This window comes from Candidatus Zixiibacteriota bacterium (assembly GCA_029860345.1).
GTDB lineage: Bacteria > Zixibacteria > MSB-5A5 > GN15 > FEB-12 > JAJRTA01.
On the sequence record JAOUBJ010000002.1, the window covers coordinates 21,721 to 36,452 of the forward strand.

General features: G+C 54.6%; 9 protein-coding genes. 7 read left to right on the forward strand and 2 right to left on the reverse strand.

Annotated elements, in window-relative coordinates; all coding sequences use genetic code 11:
- Nucleotides 1–5 precede the first annotated feature (5 nt).
- The 5 genes from OEV49_02270 (at nt 6) to OEV49_02290 (ending at nt 8,580) form a co-directional block, all read left to right on the forward strand.
- Nucleotides 6–263 carry a hypothetical protein gene (locus tag OEV49_02270; GenBank protein ID MDH3889884.1) on the forward strand — a complete coding sequence of 86 codons (258 nt, stop codon included), beginning with the start codon at nt 6–8 and terminating at the stop codon, nt 261–263.
- A gap of 107 nt (nt 264–370) precedes the next feature.
- The gene (locus OEV49_02275; protein MDH3889885.1) at nt 371–1,759 is read left to right on the forward strand and encodes a bifunctional UDP-3-O-[3-hydroxymyristoyl] N-acetylglucosamine deacetylase/3-hydroxyacyl-ACP dehydratase; all 1,389 of its coding nucleotides are present in this window, start codon (nt 371–373) and stop codon (nt 1,757–1,759) included.
- Nucleotides 1,756–2,529 (forward strand): acyl-ACP--UDP-N-acetylglucosamine O-acyltransferase, encoded by a 774-nt coding sequence (lpxA, locus tag OEV49_02280; GenBank protein MDH3889886.1) that lies wholly within the window; start codon nt 1,756–1,758, stop codon nt 2,527–2,529. Before OEV49_02275 ends, lpxA begins: the two co-directional genes overlap by 4 nt.
- A 316-nt stretch (nt 2,530–2,845) precedes the next feature.
- Entirely contained in the window at nt 2,846–5,689 is a 2,844-nt protein-coding gene (locus OEV49_02285; GenBank protein ID MDH3889887.1) for a CHAT domain-containing protein, read from the forward strand.
- A gap of 107 nt (nt 5,690–5,796) precedes the next feature.
- A complete protein-coding gene (locus tag OEV49_02290) occupies nt 5,797–8,580 on the forward strand; it encodes a CHAT domain-containing protein (GenBank protein MDH3889888.1) in 2,784 nt (927 codons plus the stop codon).
- Between the two features lies 1 nt (nt 8,581).
- Here the strand turns inward: OEV49_02290 and OEV49_02295 are convergent, their stop codons facing one another.
- Together OEV49_02295 and OEV49_02300 are read right to left on the reverse strand one after the other, a co-directional pair.
- Entirely contained in the window at nt 8,582–9,439 is an 858-nt protein-coding gene (locus OEV49_02295) for a zf-HC2 domain-containing protein (GenBank protein ID MDH3889889.1), read from the reverse strand.
- A gap of 80 nt (nt 9,440–9,519) precedes the next feature.
- Nucleotides 9,520–10,077, reverse strand: coding sequence for a sigma-70 family RNA polymerase sigma factor (locus OEV49_02300; GenBank protein MDH3889890.1), 558 nt, complete (start codon nt 10,075–10,077; stop codon nt 9,520–9,522).
- A gap of 358 nt (nt 10,078–10,435) precedes the next feature.
- On the opposite strand from OEV49_02300, the gene OEV49_02305 reads away from it, so the two are divergent.
- Together OEV49_02305 and OEV49_02310 are read left to right on the forward strand one after the other, a co-directional pair.
- A complete protein-coding gene (locus OEV49_02305; protein ID MDH3889891.1) occupies nt 10,436–14,218 on the forward strand; it encodes a T9SS type A sorting domain-containing protein in 3,783 nt (1,260 codons plus the stop codon).
- 322 nt (nt 14,219–14,540) lie between these two features.
- On the forward strand, nt 14,541–14,684 hold the full coding sequence (locus tag OEV49_02310) for a hypothetical protein (GenBank protein ID MDH3889892.1): 144 nt from the start codon (nt 14,541–14,543) through the stop codon (nt 14,682–14,684).
- Nucleotides 14,685–14,732: the final 48 nt, after the last annotated feature.

The window sequence follows — 14,732 nt, forward strand, 5'->3', positions numbered from 1 at the left end:
AAACCATGACTGAAAAGCCCGGCGAAACTCAGCGCGTGCGAGGTGACCACTGCCTCAACGTTTTTGTGTCTTTTGAGCTGAAGGAGCAGCTTAAGAATCTGGCCAGGAGGTACGACCGCACAACCTCGGACATGGTGCGGGCCGTTCTCCGTATCGGTATCCCGATGATGGAGGGTCTTTCGGCGGCCGAGGAGATAATGGTCAAAGAATATATCTCACTGTTTCGAAAATTGCGAAAGGTGAAATCTCTTAAAGAGATTTAGACCTCAGCCGGACGGGAAGCCCCGTACTTTTGCGCCCTGAAAAAGTTCTTGAGGGCTTGGGCCGTTCTTCGTATACTCCAGCCGATCTCTCGCTGGAATTATTGAGAATGTATGTAAAACAAAGAACAGCCAAACAGGCATCGTCGATAACCGGCGCCGGGTTGCATACCGGCAACGAGTGTACGATGCGATTCAAACCGGCGCCGCCCGATACCGGGATTCGATTTGTGCGCACCGATCTGCCCGACAAACCATGGGTGCAGGCCGACATCGATCATGTTGTCGATATCTCACGCGGCACCACGCTGCAGGAGGGTGAAGCCAGAGTCCATACTGTGGAGCACGTATTGGCCGCCATTGCCGGTCTGCAAATCGACAATCTGATGGTCGAGCTGGACAACAACGAGCCACCGGTGGCCGATGGTTCCGCCCGACCGTATGTCGACAAGTTGCTCGAAGCCGGCATAACAGATCAGGATGCCGACAAAGTCTACCTTGAGATCGACACGCCGATGGCCTACAGTGAACCGGAACGAGGGGTGGACGTTGTTGTGACACCCTCCGATGAAATGCGCATCACTTTTATGATCGATTACAAGAACCCGGCCCTGGGCACCCAGTATACGACATTGGTCGACCTGGCCCAGGAGTTTGTCGACGAGTTTGCACCGGCTCGTACTTTTTGTTTTCTGTCCGAAGTCGAACAGCTTAAAGGCGCCGGACTGATTAAGGGGGGTGGGCTTCATAACGCTGTCGTTATCTATGATTCCGATGGCGGTCAGATCGAGGTTGACCGCATAAGGAAGGCGCTGGACCTCAAAGACGAAGCGTTTGTCGGCGAGACCGGAATCATCAACGACATCCCGCTCAGGTTTCCTAACGAGCCGGTGCGTCACAAAGCGCTGGACCTATTGGGTGATCTGGCCTTAATCGGTGTGCCGTTCAAAGGGCACGTGATGGCGGCCCGGTCCGGACACAAAGCCAATGTCGCACTAGCCCGCAAGATGCGTGAGTTGTACAAAAAGAAGAAGCTGGCCGGGCGTTATTCAGGCGGTGGTGAGGTCTTTTTTGATATTAACGCTATCCTGAAAATCATGCCGCATCGATACCCGTTCCTCTTGATCGATCGAATTCTCGATCTCGACCCGGGCAAGAGCGTGGTGGCTATGAAAAACGTCACCATAAACGAGCCGTTTTTTCAGGGGCACTTTCCGGGTCATCCGATAATGCCGGGCGTATTGATTCTTGAGGCGCTGGCTCAGGCCGGTGGGGTGCTGCTGTTGCACGAGATCGAACAGCCGGAAACCAAGGTCGTCTATTTTATGGGTATCGACAAAGCCAAGTTTCGCCGACCGGTGATGCCGGGCGATCAACTGCGCTTTGAACTTGAGATGAAGAGTTTCCGTCGCATGACCTGCAAGATGTCCGGCAAAGCCTTCGTGGATGACAATCTTGTGGCCAGCGCCGACTTTATGGCCATGGTGATGGACCGATGAACGACATTCATTCCACTGCGATTGTGTCCTCAAAAGCAGAACTGGCCGACGATGTCACGGTTGGCCCTTATACGATCATCGAAGCCAATGTACAGATAGACTCCGGGAGCAAAGTTGCGTCATCGGCGCTGATAGCAAGCGGCGCGCGATTGGGAAAAAACATCACGGTGGCCCACGGCGCAGTGATCGGCAGTGTGCCGCAGGATTTGAAATTCGAGGGGGAAGAATCCACCGCAGTTATCGGGGATGGCACCGTCGTTCGCGAATATGCAACGGTCAACCGGGGCACCAAAGATCGCGGCGAGACGACCGTTGGCTCAGGCTGTCTATTGATGGCCTACTCGCATGTGGCGCACGATTGCCTTATAGGCAACAACGTCATCCTGGCCAACTCGGTGAATCTGGCCGGGCATATTGAGATCGGTGACAATGCCATTCTCGGTGGCGTCCTGCCGGTCCATCAGTTTGTAAAGATCGGAGCGCATTCCATGATCGGCGGCGGCTTCCGGGTGCAACAGGATATCTGTCCTTATGCTCTGGCCGGAGGATACCCTCTGAAGATAATGGGTCTCAATGCCGTCGGACTCAAAAGGCGCGGCTTTTCCAAAGAAACGCTGGCCGGGCTGCAAGCGGCTTTCAAACTGCTCTTCTCAAGCGGGCTTAATACTACTCAGGCGGTCGAACGAATTACTTCCGAGCTTGAGGTCACGCCTGAGCTTCAAGTAATGCTCGATTTCATCGCCCAATCGACACGCGGTCTGGTTAAGTAGGCACCCTGCTTTCCGGGCCTTAGTCATCGACCCCGGCCCCAGCAGAATTGTCGACAGACCACTTGAACCGACAGGTGACTTGCCTGGCTGTATAGGTGCTGTCAGGCGACTCGCCTGACAGCCAATGGAGTGACCGCCAGGTGTCGGGCGGGGTCGCCCAACACCACCCGTGAACTGCGGGCTTATAAACAAGCCCCAAAACCCGGTCCACTTTGGACTGTACAAATCGGGGCTCTCATTGTATACTTAAGTTTGGTGGCCGATCACTCTGTCTTGTGAACGCCGAGGGGAGGTCACAAACCTTAGGTCAATACTAATGACTCGTAACCTGTCATCGTATGGAGAGACTCCAAAGTGCAGAGCGTGCTGTGCGCGGCTGAGCAATTCGGTCGTTGGCCTGTTTTTCTCGGCGGCTCTCAGCCTGCTTACGTGGGGGACAGCGACCGCAAATGATGACGTGCATAAGATGTGGAGCAGGGTCGACTCATTGGCCAAGTCCGGTAACGCCGATTCGGCGATAGTGGTCGGGCTGGAATGCATTCGCCTGGCTGAGAATTCGCAGTTGGATGATTCGACGACCGGGGCGTGGTTGTTGACGGTGGGCCGGATAAGCAACAGTCTGCAAAAGTACGGCCAGGCCGCGTCTCTATTCGGTCGCGCCATCAAGCTCTGGGAGACGGCGTTCAAAGACAATAATCCGCTGATGTTGACTCTGTTCAGTTATCACTCCTACGCCCTCATCTACGCCGGACAGTACGCGCCGGCCGAAGTGACGCTTAATAGAGGTCTCGCCGGTTGGGAGCGGTCCGTGGAACCAGACACCTCCTACGCAGCTAAACTGTTTACACGCATCGGCGTAATCTGTATGAACCAAGGCCGGATTGACGATGCCCAGGCAGCTTACGAGCGCGCGCATACTCTTATCATGGCTGAGTCCGCGCCAAATGTCACAGTCCTGCGGGGGTTAATGAACAACTATGCATATCTACACCTATATCAGAAGCGATTCGATGAAGCCGAGCAAATTCTGCTTTCGTTAGTCGAGGTTCTGGAGAACGCAGACAGTGTCAATGTCTCTTATCTGTCGTCCGCTCTTCATAATCTCGCAGTATTGTACAGTGACTTGGAGCAGTTTGATAAGTCCGAAGCCTATTTTAACAAGACCATCCAACTAGAAAGTTCGATGAATGGTCCCGATAGCTATCCGGTTGCGATGGCCTTGACCAGTTTGGGAAATGTGTTGATGTTGCAGGGCAAGCTCGTCCAGGCTGGTGAAGCATACGAGAGGGCGTTGAAGATCAAGAAAGAGCGGTCCGGGACATCCGACCGCAGCATTGCCAACACTCTGATTATGTACAGTCAGTTAGAGCGGGAGAAGGGCAACACCGAACACGCTCTGCAATTGGCGGCCGAGTCGTTTGAATTTCGTCGAGCCAACTTTGTCAACAACTCCTGGGCTCTGGCCGAAGGGAATGCCATCAAATATTCTCAAGTCATGCGTGGATCAGCCAACTCGTTCTTTGCCTCGTTTGCTGATCGGGCAGAGTGGGATGACAAGTATGTAAGTACTGCTGCCAACATAATCCTGGCCACAAAAGGGCAGGTTACCGATTGCATGTTCGACCGGCGAGAATCCCTGGGGCAGGTCGACGATTCAGCTTTGACAAGTTTGACGGAACGTTATCGTTCAACGGCCAAGGCTCTTTCCGGCCTCTATTTCCGAGGTCCCGGCAAAGCCGATCCGGTAGCATTTCGAGAGAAGATGGACTCTCTCGGTCGTGTGTCGAAGGCCTTGGAGTCGGAGCTTGCCGCGGCAAGTGTCGATTTCCGAACCAATAGGGACCTTCAGGATGTACGTTTCGAACAAGTTCGACAACTGTTGCCTTCAAACTCGGTGCTGATCGAGTACGTGGAGTTTGAACAACCGAAGATTGGCGACAGCATTGCCTCCCGTAGTTACTTTGCCCTGGTGTTGAGTCCGAGTGCCGATCCGGTCGTGGTTGACCTCGGCTCGGCTGAGCAGATCGAGTCTGTCGTGGTCGAATACCGTCAAAACTACGAGGCCGTTTCGCACTCGTGGCCGGAAACCGATCCCGAACTGGTTGAGCAAAGCCGAGCGATCCATGAAAAGCTTCACTCACACCTGATCGCGCCCGTCAAAGAGTATTTGCACGACATGGAGTTGGTGTTAATTGCGCCGGACGGTGCGCTGAACCTGGTGTCCTTCGGTGGCCTTCAGGATTCATCGGGCGACTACATGATCGAGAAGTACGCGCTGCACTATCTGGCGACCGGTCGCGACCTGGTCAGGCTTCAGCACGGCCCGCAAAGCGGCAGTGGGTTGCTGGCTTTCGGCGGCATCGATTTCGAGTCCGGATCGGTGACCAGCGAGCAAGCGGACGCCGAGGATGAGTCAGCGCTACGTTCGACCGAGTCAGGAGAGACTGAGATAACTCTCTATGCCGGCCCGACGATCAGAGACGGACTTGACCCGCTGCCGTACACCCGACGTGAAGTGTCCCGGGTGGCCAGGATATGGGAGCAAACACGAAACGAGGCGACCTTCGTGGTCACCGGTGGCGAGGCCAGCGAGGAACGATTCAAACAGCATGCTCCCGGCAACCGAGTAATCCACTGTGCCACTCACGGGTTTTTCGGTGGACAGCAACTCAGCGACGCTTTGGGCGAAGGTTCCGCCAAGAACTCAGGCAGCGGTCATGACAACCCCTTGGTGAAGTCGGGATTGTTTTTCGCCGGTGTCATTGAAAGGGCGGCTGCCGACCAGGTCGGCGACGACGATGACGGTTTCCTCACCGCTCTGGAGGTGGGCAACATAGACCTGAGGGGTGTCGAATGGGTGGTGTTATCCGCCTGTGGTTCAGGCCTGGGTGAAGTACAGCGAGGCGAGGGTGTCTATGGGCTCAGACGTGGCTTTATTATGGCTGGAGCGCGCACCGTGATCAGCGCTCTTTGGGCCGTGCCAGACAAACAGTCGCAATCGATGATGGAGCAATTGTACTCAAGCGGTGAGACCAACCTCGCCCACGCCATGCAGCGGATGGCCCTGAAGGAGATCACGGATCTCAGGTCGCGCGGCCTTTCGACGCACCCTTTTAGTTGGGCGGCGTTCGTGGCGGTGGGAGATTGGCGGGCGCGCTGATGCTCCCTTGTGAATTTCGAGTATAGGTCAAAAAGTCAAACCTGTGGAAAAATGCCAGACCAATCCAGTAATCAGCAATTGCACATGAATCTTTGTGAAAACAAGATATGATGTTGCGTCGAGTTACTTTGGTTCTACTGTTCTTCGTTGCAGGCCTTCTGCAGGCCAATGCGGAGTTGTCATGGCGGGAACTGCTTGATCAGGCGGACGCGCGTTCAGAAGAATTGCGACAGGATACGGCCATCGCGCTGGGTAGATTGGCCTTGTCGACGGCTGAGGCAGAGTTCGGTTCCGAGGATACGGCCGTGGCTCGCACCCTTCTCAGGATTGGTTACTATCATTTCTGCAAACAGGAGTACATGGAAGCGGAGCCGCTCAATATACGGGCCCTGGCTATTCATGAAAAGGCTCTCGGTCCCAGACATGCGTTAGTGGGGAAAAGCTCAACAAGTCTGGGCGTTCTCTACCGACGACTGGGCCGGTACGCCGAAGCCGAACCGCTACATGAGCGGGCTTTAGATATTTGGCAGGCGGTATACGGAGCAGACCACGAGTTTGTAGCGTGGATTCACCACAACCTGGTCTCTTTGTATGAGTGTCAGGGCAGATTCGCCGAGGCGGAAATCCATTGTCAGCGAGCAATAGCCATTTGGGAGAACCACAACGGTGGGGATCATTCCATGATGACCGAAGGTCTCGGCACCCTGGCCAAGTTGCGTCAGGAGCAGGGTAGATACGATGAGGCGGAGTCGTTACTTGTGAAGGTATTGGCCATACGAGAGAAGACTCATGGCCCGGACAATTCGTGGGTGGCTTCCACGCTGAACGGCTTGGCAAATCTCTATCGGGTTCAGGGCAGAGTATCCGAGGCCGAGAACATCGGTCGTCGCGCTCTGGCCATGGCCGAGAGAGGTCAGGGGCCTGATCATCCCCTTGTGGCGAGGTACCTGCATGACCTGGCCAATGTGTACTGTGACCAAGGTAAGCTTAAAGAAGCTGAGCCTCTGCTGGAGCGTGCGCTGGTTCTCATGAGGGGTGTGCTGGGAAATGAGAGCTACGGTGTGGCGACCATTGAAGAAACCTACTCAAAGCTATTCCGTTTGCGAGGCGATACCGTCAAGGCGATGGAGATGGCCGCGCGAGCCTGTAAAACAATGCACCGGAACTTCGTCGACAATGCCATGGTGCTGCCGGAAAAACACGCCCTTGCCTTCTCACAACTACTGCACAACTCGGTGGACAACTTAATAAGCTGCTACACGGAGCTTGGCTCCGGTGACATTCCAGTGATGAAAACAGCCGCAGATATCATCCTCGCCACCAAGGGACGAGTATCCGATGGATTGTTTGATCGTCAGAGGTCTTTGGTGCAAGAGACAGATTCAACTACCATGGCCGTGGCGGAAGAACTAAGGGTGGCCAAAGTACGATTGTCGCAACGATATGTTGAAGGTCTCGGCGAAGATTCAGACAATTATCGAAATAGTCTGGATACGCTCACTATCCTGTTGAACGATCTGGAGACAGATCTTTCTCGCCGCAGCGCCAGTTTTAGGAAAAAACGGATTCTTAGAGACTTTAACGCAGACAGCATCCGTGCATCGCTTCCGGAAAACTCATGTCTGATAGAATACCTGAAGTACGACTATCTCCGGCTCCAACCGGACAGCGCCATACCTCATTACCTGGCCATCGTATTGACCGCAAGTGCCGAGCCGGTGATTCTGAATATAGGGCCGGCGGAACCGATCGATCGCCTTATTGACCTATACCGGCAGCACATGCTTAGAGTGCCGCTGGCCGGGTTACCGTCGAATGATGATGTGGATGAGTATCGTGGCCTCGCTACAGAACTGTACCGGAGGATTTGGAAACCTGTCGAAGACCACACTTCAAACAGGGAGTTGGTTCTGATCGCCCCTGACGGTGGGTTGAACCTGGTTTCGTTTGCGGCCTTGCTTGATGATGCCGGAACCTACCTGATAGAAAGGCACCCGATACACTATCTGTCGGTCGGACGTGATCTGGTCAGGCCAAAGGACGTTGCGACACCTGCAGTAGGTCTGTTTGCGCTGGGGGACCCCGACTACGATGCCTCGATTGCCGACCGGCTGTCGAGTCTGGCATCTCTTGGGGACACTGTCACAAACTATCAATACAGCGTACCGGCGATTACTCGCATGGGTCGGGGTGAATTCAGAATGCTGAAGGTCAGCCCCCTGCCCTGGACGCGCCGAGAAGTGAATCGAATTGCTCAGGCATGGGCGGCTGCGTGGCAGGAACCGGCCCATGTGCTTTGCGGCTCGGATGCCAGCGAAGAGAGATTAAAAGCCGAAGCGCCCGGCAAACGAGTGATACATCTGGCTACCCACGGCTACTTTCTTCAGGACACCGCCGCCTCTGGGCACTCCGGCGGCGAAATCGGGCAGGAAGTGGGTATCGAGGTGAGAAACCCGCTGTTGAGGTCCGGTCTGTTCCTGGCAGGGGCCAATCGGCGTGGTCAGACAGGGGATAGCGACAGGCTGGACGACGGTATCCTCACCGCTTTCGAAGTGTCGGCGATGAATCTTCAGGGCACAGAGTGGGTGGTGTTATCGGCCTGCGAGTCGGGACTCGGTGAAGTCAAAGCGGGCGAAGGCGTCTGGGGACTCAGGCGGGCTTTTCAAATGGCCGGGGCGCGAACAGTGATAAGTTCGCTATGGTCCATACCGGACAAGCAAACTGTGTCGATCATGGAGCAGCTATATTCCTCGGGCGACGACGATCTGGCCCGGGTCATGCATCAAATGGCCAAAAATGAAATTGAGAAAACTCGCAGCCGCGGCTTGCCTGATCATCCCTTTGCCTGGGCTGCCTTTGTGGCCGTTGGTGATCGGCGCGTGGGTAGATAGTTCAACTCTTCCGGCGGATTTCAAAAGGTCGGGGTATCGTTATGCTGTCTGACTCCACGATATCGTAGAGAACGAGTTCATACAATCCCGGCGACATGATTAGCTCAACAGTGGCAAAACCCAGACTGTCAAAAGTAATCAGGTTGGCTACGTGGAAAATGAGTGAGTCAAGGGCCACGTCCCGGATCAGAATACTGTAATCATGATTCTCTTCAGGATCGACATAAACGCGCCCGGCGAAAGTGAAACTCTCAGTATTGCACTCAAAGACCGTTGGTGTCGATACGTTGCGAGTGACGGCCGGAAACGTCCCCTCGACCCTGGCCATCGGTTCTGTCCCATCGTTGGTCATCAAAGTCATGCTGACTACAACGATCACGGCCGCGGCGGCGACAGCAGCAAACGGTCGCCAAACCCGCTTTGTAAGATCGGTTATGTTGGAACGGCTCGGAGTTTTAAGGGATAGCCCATCCGACTCGGAGATAAGTGGAAGCTGGTCGGTCGATGTCAGCCCCGATAAGTCTGAAGGCAAAGCTGCCAGCTTCTCGACCGCTTCCCGGCAGAGTTGACACTCAGCCAGGTGCGCTTCGAATTCCGACCTTTGGGCCGTTTCCAGCGAATCACGGTCATTCACAAACTGATCCAACAGTGCGCTGTCAGCATGAGAATCCAGTCCGCAGCTGGGTAAATCGCTGGTGGCCAGGGCAAAAAGGACTTTTTCCCTTGCATATTCAGTTCGGCAAGCCTGGCATTGGAGTAAGTGCGATTCTACAGCCTCAGCCTCCTCCTTTGTTAGCTCACTTTTGAAGAAAGGGGGCAAAAGTTCGCTGATTTGGCGGCATTTATTATGATCACTCATCTTCCCAACCTCGGTAAACTCTGTCGTTTCAGAATTCTCTCATCTACACCTGATTAGTCCGTTACTGGGGCAAAAGGTTCTCATTTTTCGAAAAGCTCCACCTTCTCTTTGGCCATCTGGCGGCAGTGCCACATCTTGCGCTTCACGCTACCCTCGCTAAGTCCAAGTTGTTCTGCGACTTGCTTGTAGTTGCGCTTGCCAAAAAAGACCGCCCGCCAGAGACTCCGGCACTCTTTTGGAAGCGACATCAGTACCCGGTAAGCGGTCTTGCGCTGCTCTTGAGCCATTATCTGATCTTCCTGTGAACAGGCGGCATCAACCACCGTAACCTTATCGATGTCAGCCAATTCTACTGCTCGCGCCGATTTGTAGTAGTCAATGCAGGTTCGGCGGGCTATTGTGTAAACATAGGTCTTGAAAGAGGAGCGCCCCTCGAATTTCTTCTTGGTCAAACTTTCAATTACCTTAATGAAGCAGTCCTGAGCAATGTCATCGGCCGATTGCACATCGGTCCAGTTCCACTTATGCACGATCATATCTATGATCTGCCTCAATTCCGCGATGAACTGCCGGTCGTTCTCACGGATGCGACGCAACAACTGATCTGCAATTAGTTCTACCACAACATCAGTATACAAATTGCTCCAATCAATGCCAACCGATTTGGTGCTAGTTTCTGATCCGATCAATAATAGATCTGTCCACTTTTCTGCGAACCATTTGTCCGGATCGTGGACAAACTAGTTGGGCAACCTGGAGACAACAGCAAAGATATAGTGGAGCGGGACGTCAGCTACTTGGTAGGTGCGGAGAGGAGAGATATGGATGGTGGATTAACTCTATGCGAAAACAGAGTCGGGAGAGGGCTCAAACTAGACGCCAGGTGCTCAGGCGTTTAGAAAACATGAAAGTAGAATGCGGAGGCATCAGATGTTGAAAATGGACTATTTAACGAGGGGTATTCGGGGGCGATCATATCACGACTGGAGTCATGTTATGTGCAAGTATACTCTCAGTTTACTATTCGTTGCCGCAGCCATGCTGGCGGCGACACCCGCCGCGCAGGCCGGGACTTTCCAAGACAAGAACAGTTCGGCGAAAACCGTGGATGAAGGTCGCTCTGCGAAGCCCGGCTGGCGATACCAGCAGGCAGAGTTACCCGAGGTTTCGTCTCAGGACGCTGGTTTTCAGGATGAGCGTGACGATTGTAGCAGCGTTTACTACTACAACGATAGCTCTTCGAATGTCTTCATCTGGCCCCTGCCGCAGGACAGCGTCGACTGGCTGGCCGTCCGTTTCGACAACGATGGTGCCAGCGAGTGCACGCTTAAGGTGGCCAGGGTCACGCTCAACCGTGGGTATATGGCAGGTGCGCCCGACCTGCAAATCGGTGTCTTTGATGATGACGGCTTCGGCCTCCCGGGTAGCCTTCTCGCGTCCGAGACTGTTCCGTATGATTCCTTGCCGACTGGGAACTACGGGTGGGCGGAGGCGGATTTCTCTTCCTACAATCTGGTTTTCGGAACGGGAGAGAACTATCACATAGGTGTGAGTGTGATCCCCCAGGTGGGAGATACGTTGTTCCCGGTGAGTGATGTCGGAGACGGTGTTCACTCCGGCGAGCAGCGGTCGACCTACCAGGGCTATGGTGTCTGGTCGACGATCTACTCGGCAACGGGCACCGACTATGTATTCTGGATCGAGGCGGAAATGTGCTGCTCCATTATCGAATGTGTCCCGCCGCCAGCCGGTATGGTCGCCTGGTGGCCGCTGGATGAAACGTCGGGACAGACTTCAGATGACATAGCAGGTGCCGCCAATAATGCGGGTACCTGGATGAACAGCCCGATTCCAGTGACTGGAAAGGTCGATGGCGCATTAAGCTTCAACGGGTCAAACTCTGTTGATGTGCCCAACGATCCCGAATTGAACTTCGGCACAAGCGATTATTCCGTCGATTTGTGGATCAAGTCCACAGATGTTTCCACAACGCCGAGCACAATCCTGGACAAACGAACGGGCTCTGTTCCTAATATAACTGGCTACGTACTCTTCCTGTACAACGGTTACCTGGGTTCGCAAATTGGTGACGGGAGTGGGTATATGAGCTGGACCTCGACAGGGTTCGTCGCTGATGGAAACTGGCATCATGTCGCGGTCACTGTGGACAGAGACAATCCGTCGGGTTGGCTCTATTATGTGGATGGTAGTGCCGTCGGGCCCCCAGCCAATCCAACGGCTTATCAAGGGAGTCTGACCAACACCGCCCCATTAGTAATGGCGAGAAACCTGGTGACTCCCGGTCATGTGTTTACCGGTACACTTGACGAGATTGAGCTTTTCAACCGTGTCCTCGATCCTTTGGAGATTTATTCCATTTGGGAAGCAGACAGTTTCGGCAAGTGCAAAGATACCTGCTATGCCGACGGTGATGCCAACGGCGACGGCATCTTCCTGTCGGTGGCGGACCTGGTTTATCTTATTGCTTATTTGAACGGAGCCGGTCCTGCTCCGCCAATACCGTACAAGGCGGACCTCACCGGTGACGGCGTCATTGACGGCGGCGATGTTCAGTTGTACAAGAACTATTTCATCTACGGCATAGGCGTCTTCCCCAGATTCCCGGTTCCCTGCCCGTGCGACCCGGTTCTGGCGCCGGCGGCTGTTTATCTTCACAGTGTGGATGGCGGGGGTGGTCGGGGGCCCGGCGAAGTGATAGCGGGACTCCCCTTCATCATGAACATTGGCCTTCGGAATTACGCCGAGACGAATGCAACTTCCATCTCACATGGCCTGAAAATCTACTCGCCCGATGGAGCGATCTGGGAGCCGCCGATGGTCGGTTACCTGGAGTCATTCCCGGCGGAATCGTTCTTCGATGTTACTTGGACCGGCGACTTCGAGTGTACCGGCTCCGGCGTTGACACCGTAGCGTTTTCGGCTCAAGCTACCAGCTTGTCGGGCCTCCCCCAGGGATATGATGATGCCGTATTTGGCGTGGCCTCTGTCGTGAATCATGAGCAGATAGGGAAGACCATTTGCATCGATTCGACCTTTTTCCCTCCGGATGGTGCATGGCAGTGGGAGACGTCCCTTTCCACCGTCGAGCCAGTGTGGGGCGGTCCCTACTGCTTCGACATCCTTGGGTACGCCTATGATACCGTTCTTGCGTATGGTGCGCTTATGACGTCTGTGGGAACAGCCGAGCTTGGCGTAAACCCGGACAGTTCCGTCTCAGTCTCCAATCTTGGTGACGGTGGTACAGATGGTGTTAGGCTGGGATTCGGCGAGGCGCTGACGGCTACAATCGGGTTCGGTGGCCCAGACCTCATTCCAGCGAAGGGTGCCATCGCAGTCTTTTGTCCCCTGGGTCTTGAATACATGTGCTGCTGGAATCCGGCCGATCCCCACAAAAACTGCCTCTACCCTGGAACTGACTGCTACGACCTTCACCAGTGTGTCGTCTACGGTAAACCCAAATACTGGGGGGTTTGCGAGCCCGCCTTCGAAGTCATGACCGACCCCATGCGCGGACCGGAAGACCTACGCTGCCTGATCTTCGTGCCACCGGGTAGCGACAGCGCCACAGTCCGCATGGACGGCTACCATGACGCGGCCGGTTTCACACTGTACGTGTACGAAGGCGGCGGTCTGGTTGATTCCGTTGACTGCGAGAGTGGTACGGACATCATCACGGGCAGGGCTATGCCGACAGCAATGTCGGTTGGGGAAATGTCCGCCCTGACCTGGACCTCAAGCATGGACTTCGCCATCGAAGGTGGTGGAGTGCTCCACGGAGATGAACTACGCTCCAGGCCACACAGCGCGACACGAACGGATGAAGTTGTGTCACGGGTGATTGTCCTGGGTGCCGGGCTCTCGGAGTTCGTCATCGACGGCGTGGAGACGATCTCCTGCTGCGAACTCCGCGGCGATTTCACCCATAACGGCCAGGTCGACATATCCGACCTGGTGGACCTCGTAGATTACATGTTCACCGGTGGTCCCGCGCCGTTGTGCGATGAAGAAGCCGACCTGAACGGTGACGGTGGCATTGACATCGCCGACCTGGTCTACATGGTCGACTTCATGTTCACCGGCGGTCCGGCGCCGGTGCCGTGCGATCAGCCAGCGCCGGTTTCCAGAGTGGTAGGTAAGGTGTCGAACATCTCCTTCGATATTGAGTATGCCGATGGAATCTCTACCGTAATCATGAACTCGCCGATCGACCTGCGTGGTATCCAGTTGGAACTCAAAGGCGCCGGTCCAGTGCCCGAGAATCTGGTCGGTGAACATGTCGACATGGTCCACGGCCGTGACGGTTGGGTGGTCAAGGTTGGCTTGCTCGATCTTGACGGCAGTGAAGTTGTCACGTCCGACGTGACTCGAATCATCCGATTTGAGGGTGAGTACACGCTGGAATCGGTCATTGTGGCCGATGAGCAAGCTCGTTCGATCACACCGACTATTGGGCAGTCCGCCAAGCGCAACGAATTGCCGACGGACTACGCGCTGGGTCAAAACTATCCAAACCCGTTCAACCCGAATACTTCTATCGCCTTTGCCTTGCCTGAAGCCACCGAGGTCATGTTGGAGGTGTACAATCTCTTGGGCCAGCGGGTCAAGACACTGATAAACCGGCGGCTGGAGGCCGGACACCATGCGGCAGTATGGGATAGCCGTAACGAGTCTGGTCAAACTGTGTCTTCAGGCGTTTACTTCTACCGTATGGAGACGCCGAACTACATGGAAAGTAGGAAGATGGTCCTGCTTAAATAAACAGGGGATGGTGAGAGTTTCCCGCCAACCTCTGCGGCGGGAAGCATGTAACCCGGCGACGTTAGTGCTCAGCGTCGCCGGGTTTTGTTTGATACGGTTCTTGTTCGAGGTTCTGTTGTTTCAACGCGCGGTCCTGAACGTTTTTCCCTTAATCGACTCGGGCACGACGCAGCAACTGATCTGCGATTAATTCTACGCCCACATTAATATGCAAACTGCTCGAATCATTGCCAGACGATTCAGCGCCAGTTTCTGATCCAATCAATAATAAATTTGTCCACTTTTCTGCGAACCTTCTGAGCCGATCGTGGACTAATCAGTTGTGATGAATAAGAACGACTACAACGATGCGAGGAATAGAGAACATGAGAACGCAACTATTCCGAAAGGAGGGAGATGGATGGACAACTATCTCAACGGCATCCCCGAGCTGGGCAACGGCTCGATCACTACGCCTGACCTATAGGCGATAACCAATCAAGACAAAAGAAAGCAGAGGCTACAAGTGTTGAGA

Bases quoted from the DNA above. Each gene is read 5' to 3' on its own strand.
- OEV49_02270 (MDH3889884.1), top strand. From the start codon at position 6: ATGACTGAAAAGCCCGGCGAAACTCAGCGCGTGCGAGGTGACCACTGC.
- OEV49_02275 (MDH3889885.1), top strand. From the start codon at position 371: ATGTATGTAAAACAAAGAACAGCCAAACAGGCATCGTCGATAACCGGC.
- lpxA (MDH3889886.1), top strand. From the start codon at position 1,756: ATGAACGACATTCATTCCACTGCGATTGTGTCCTCAAAAGCAGAACTG.
- OEV49_02285 (MDH3889887.1), top strand. From the start codon at position 2,846: ATGACTCGTAACCTGTCATCGTATGGAGAGACTCCAAAGTGCAGAGCG.
- OEV49_02290 (MDH3889888.1), top strand. From the start codon at position 5,797: ATGATGTTGCGTCGAGTTACTTTGGTTCTACTGTTCTTCGTTGCAGGC.
- OEV49_02295 (MDH3889889.1), bottom strand. From the start codon at position 9,439: ATGAGTGATCATAATAAATGCCGCCAAATCAGCGAACTTTTGCCCCCT.
- OEV49_02305 (MDH3889891.1), top strand. From the start codon at position 10,436: ATGTGCAAGTATACTCTCAGTTTACTATTCGTTGCCGCAGCCATGCTG.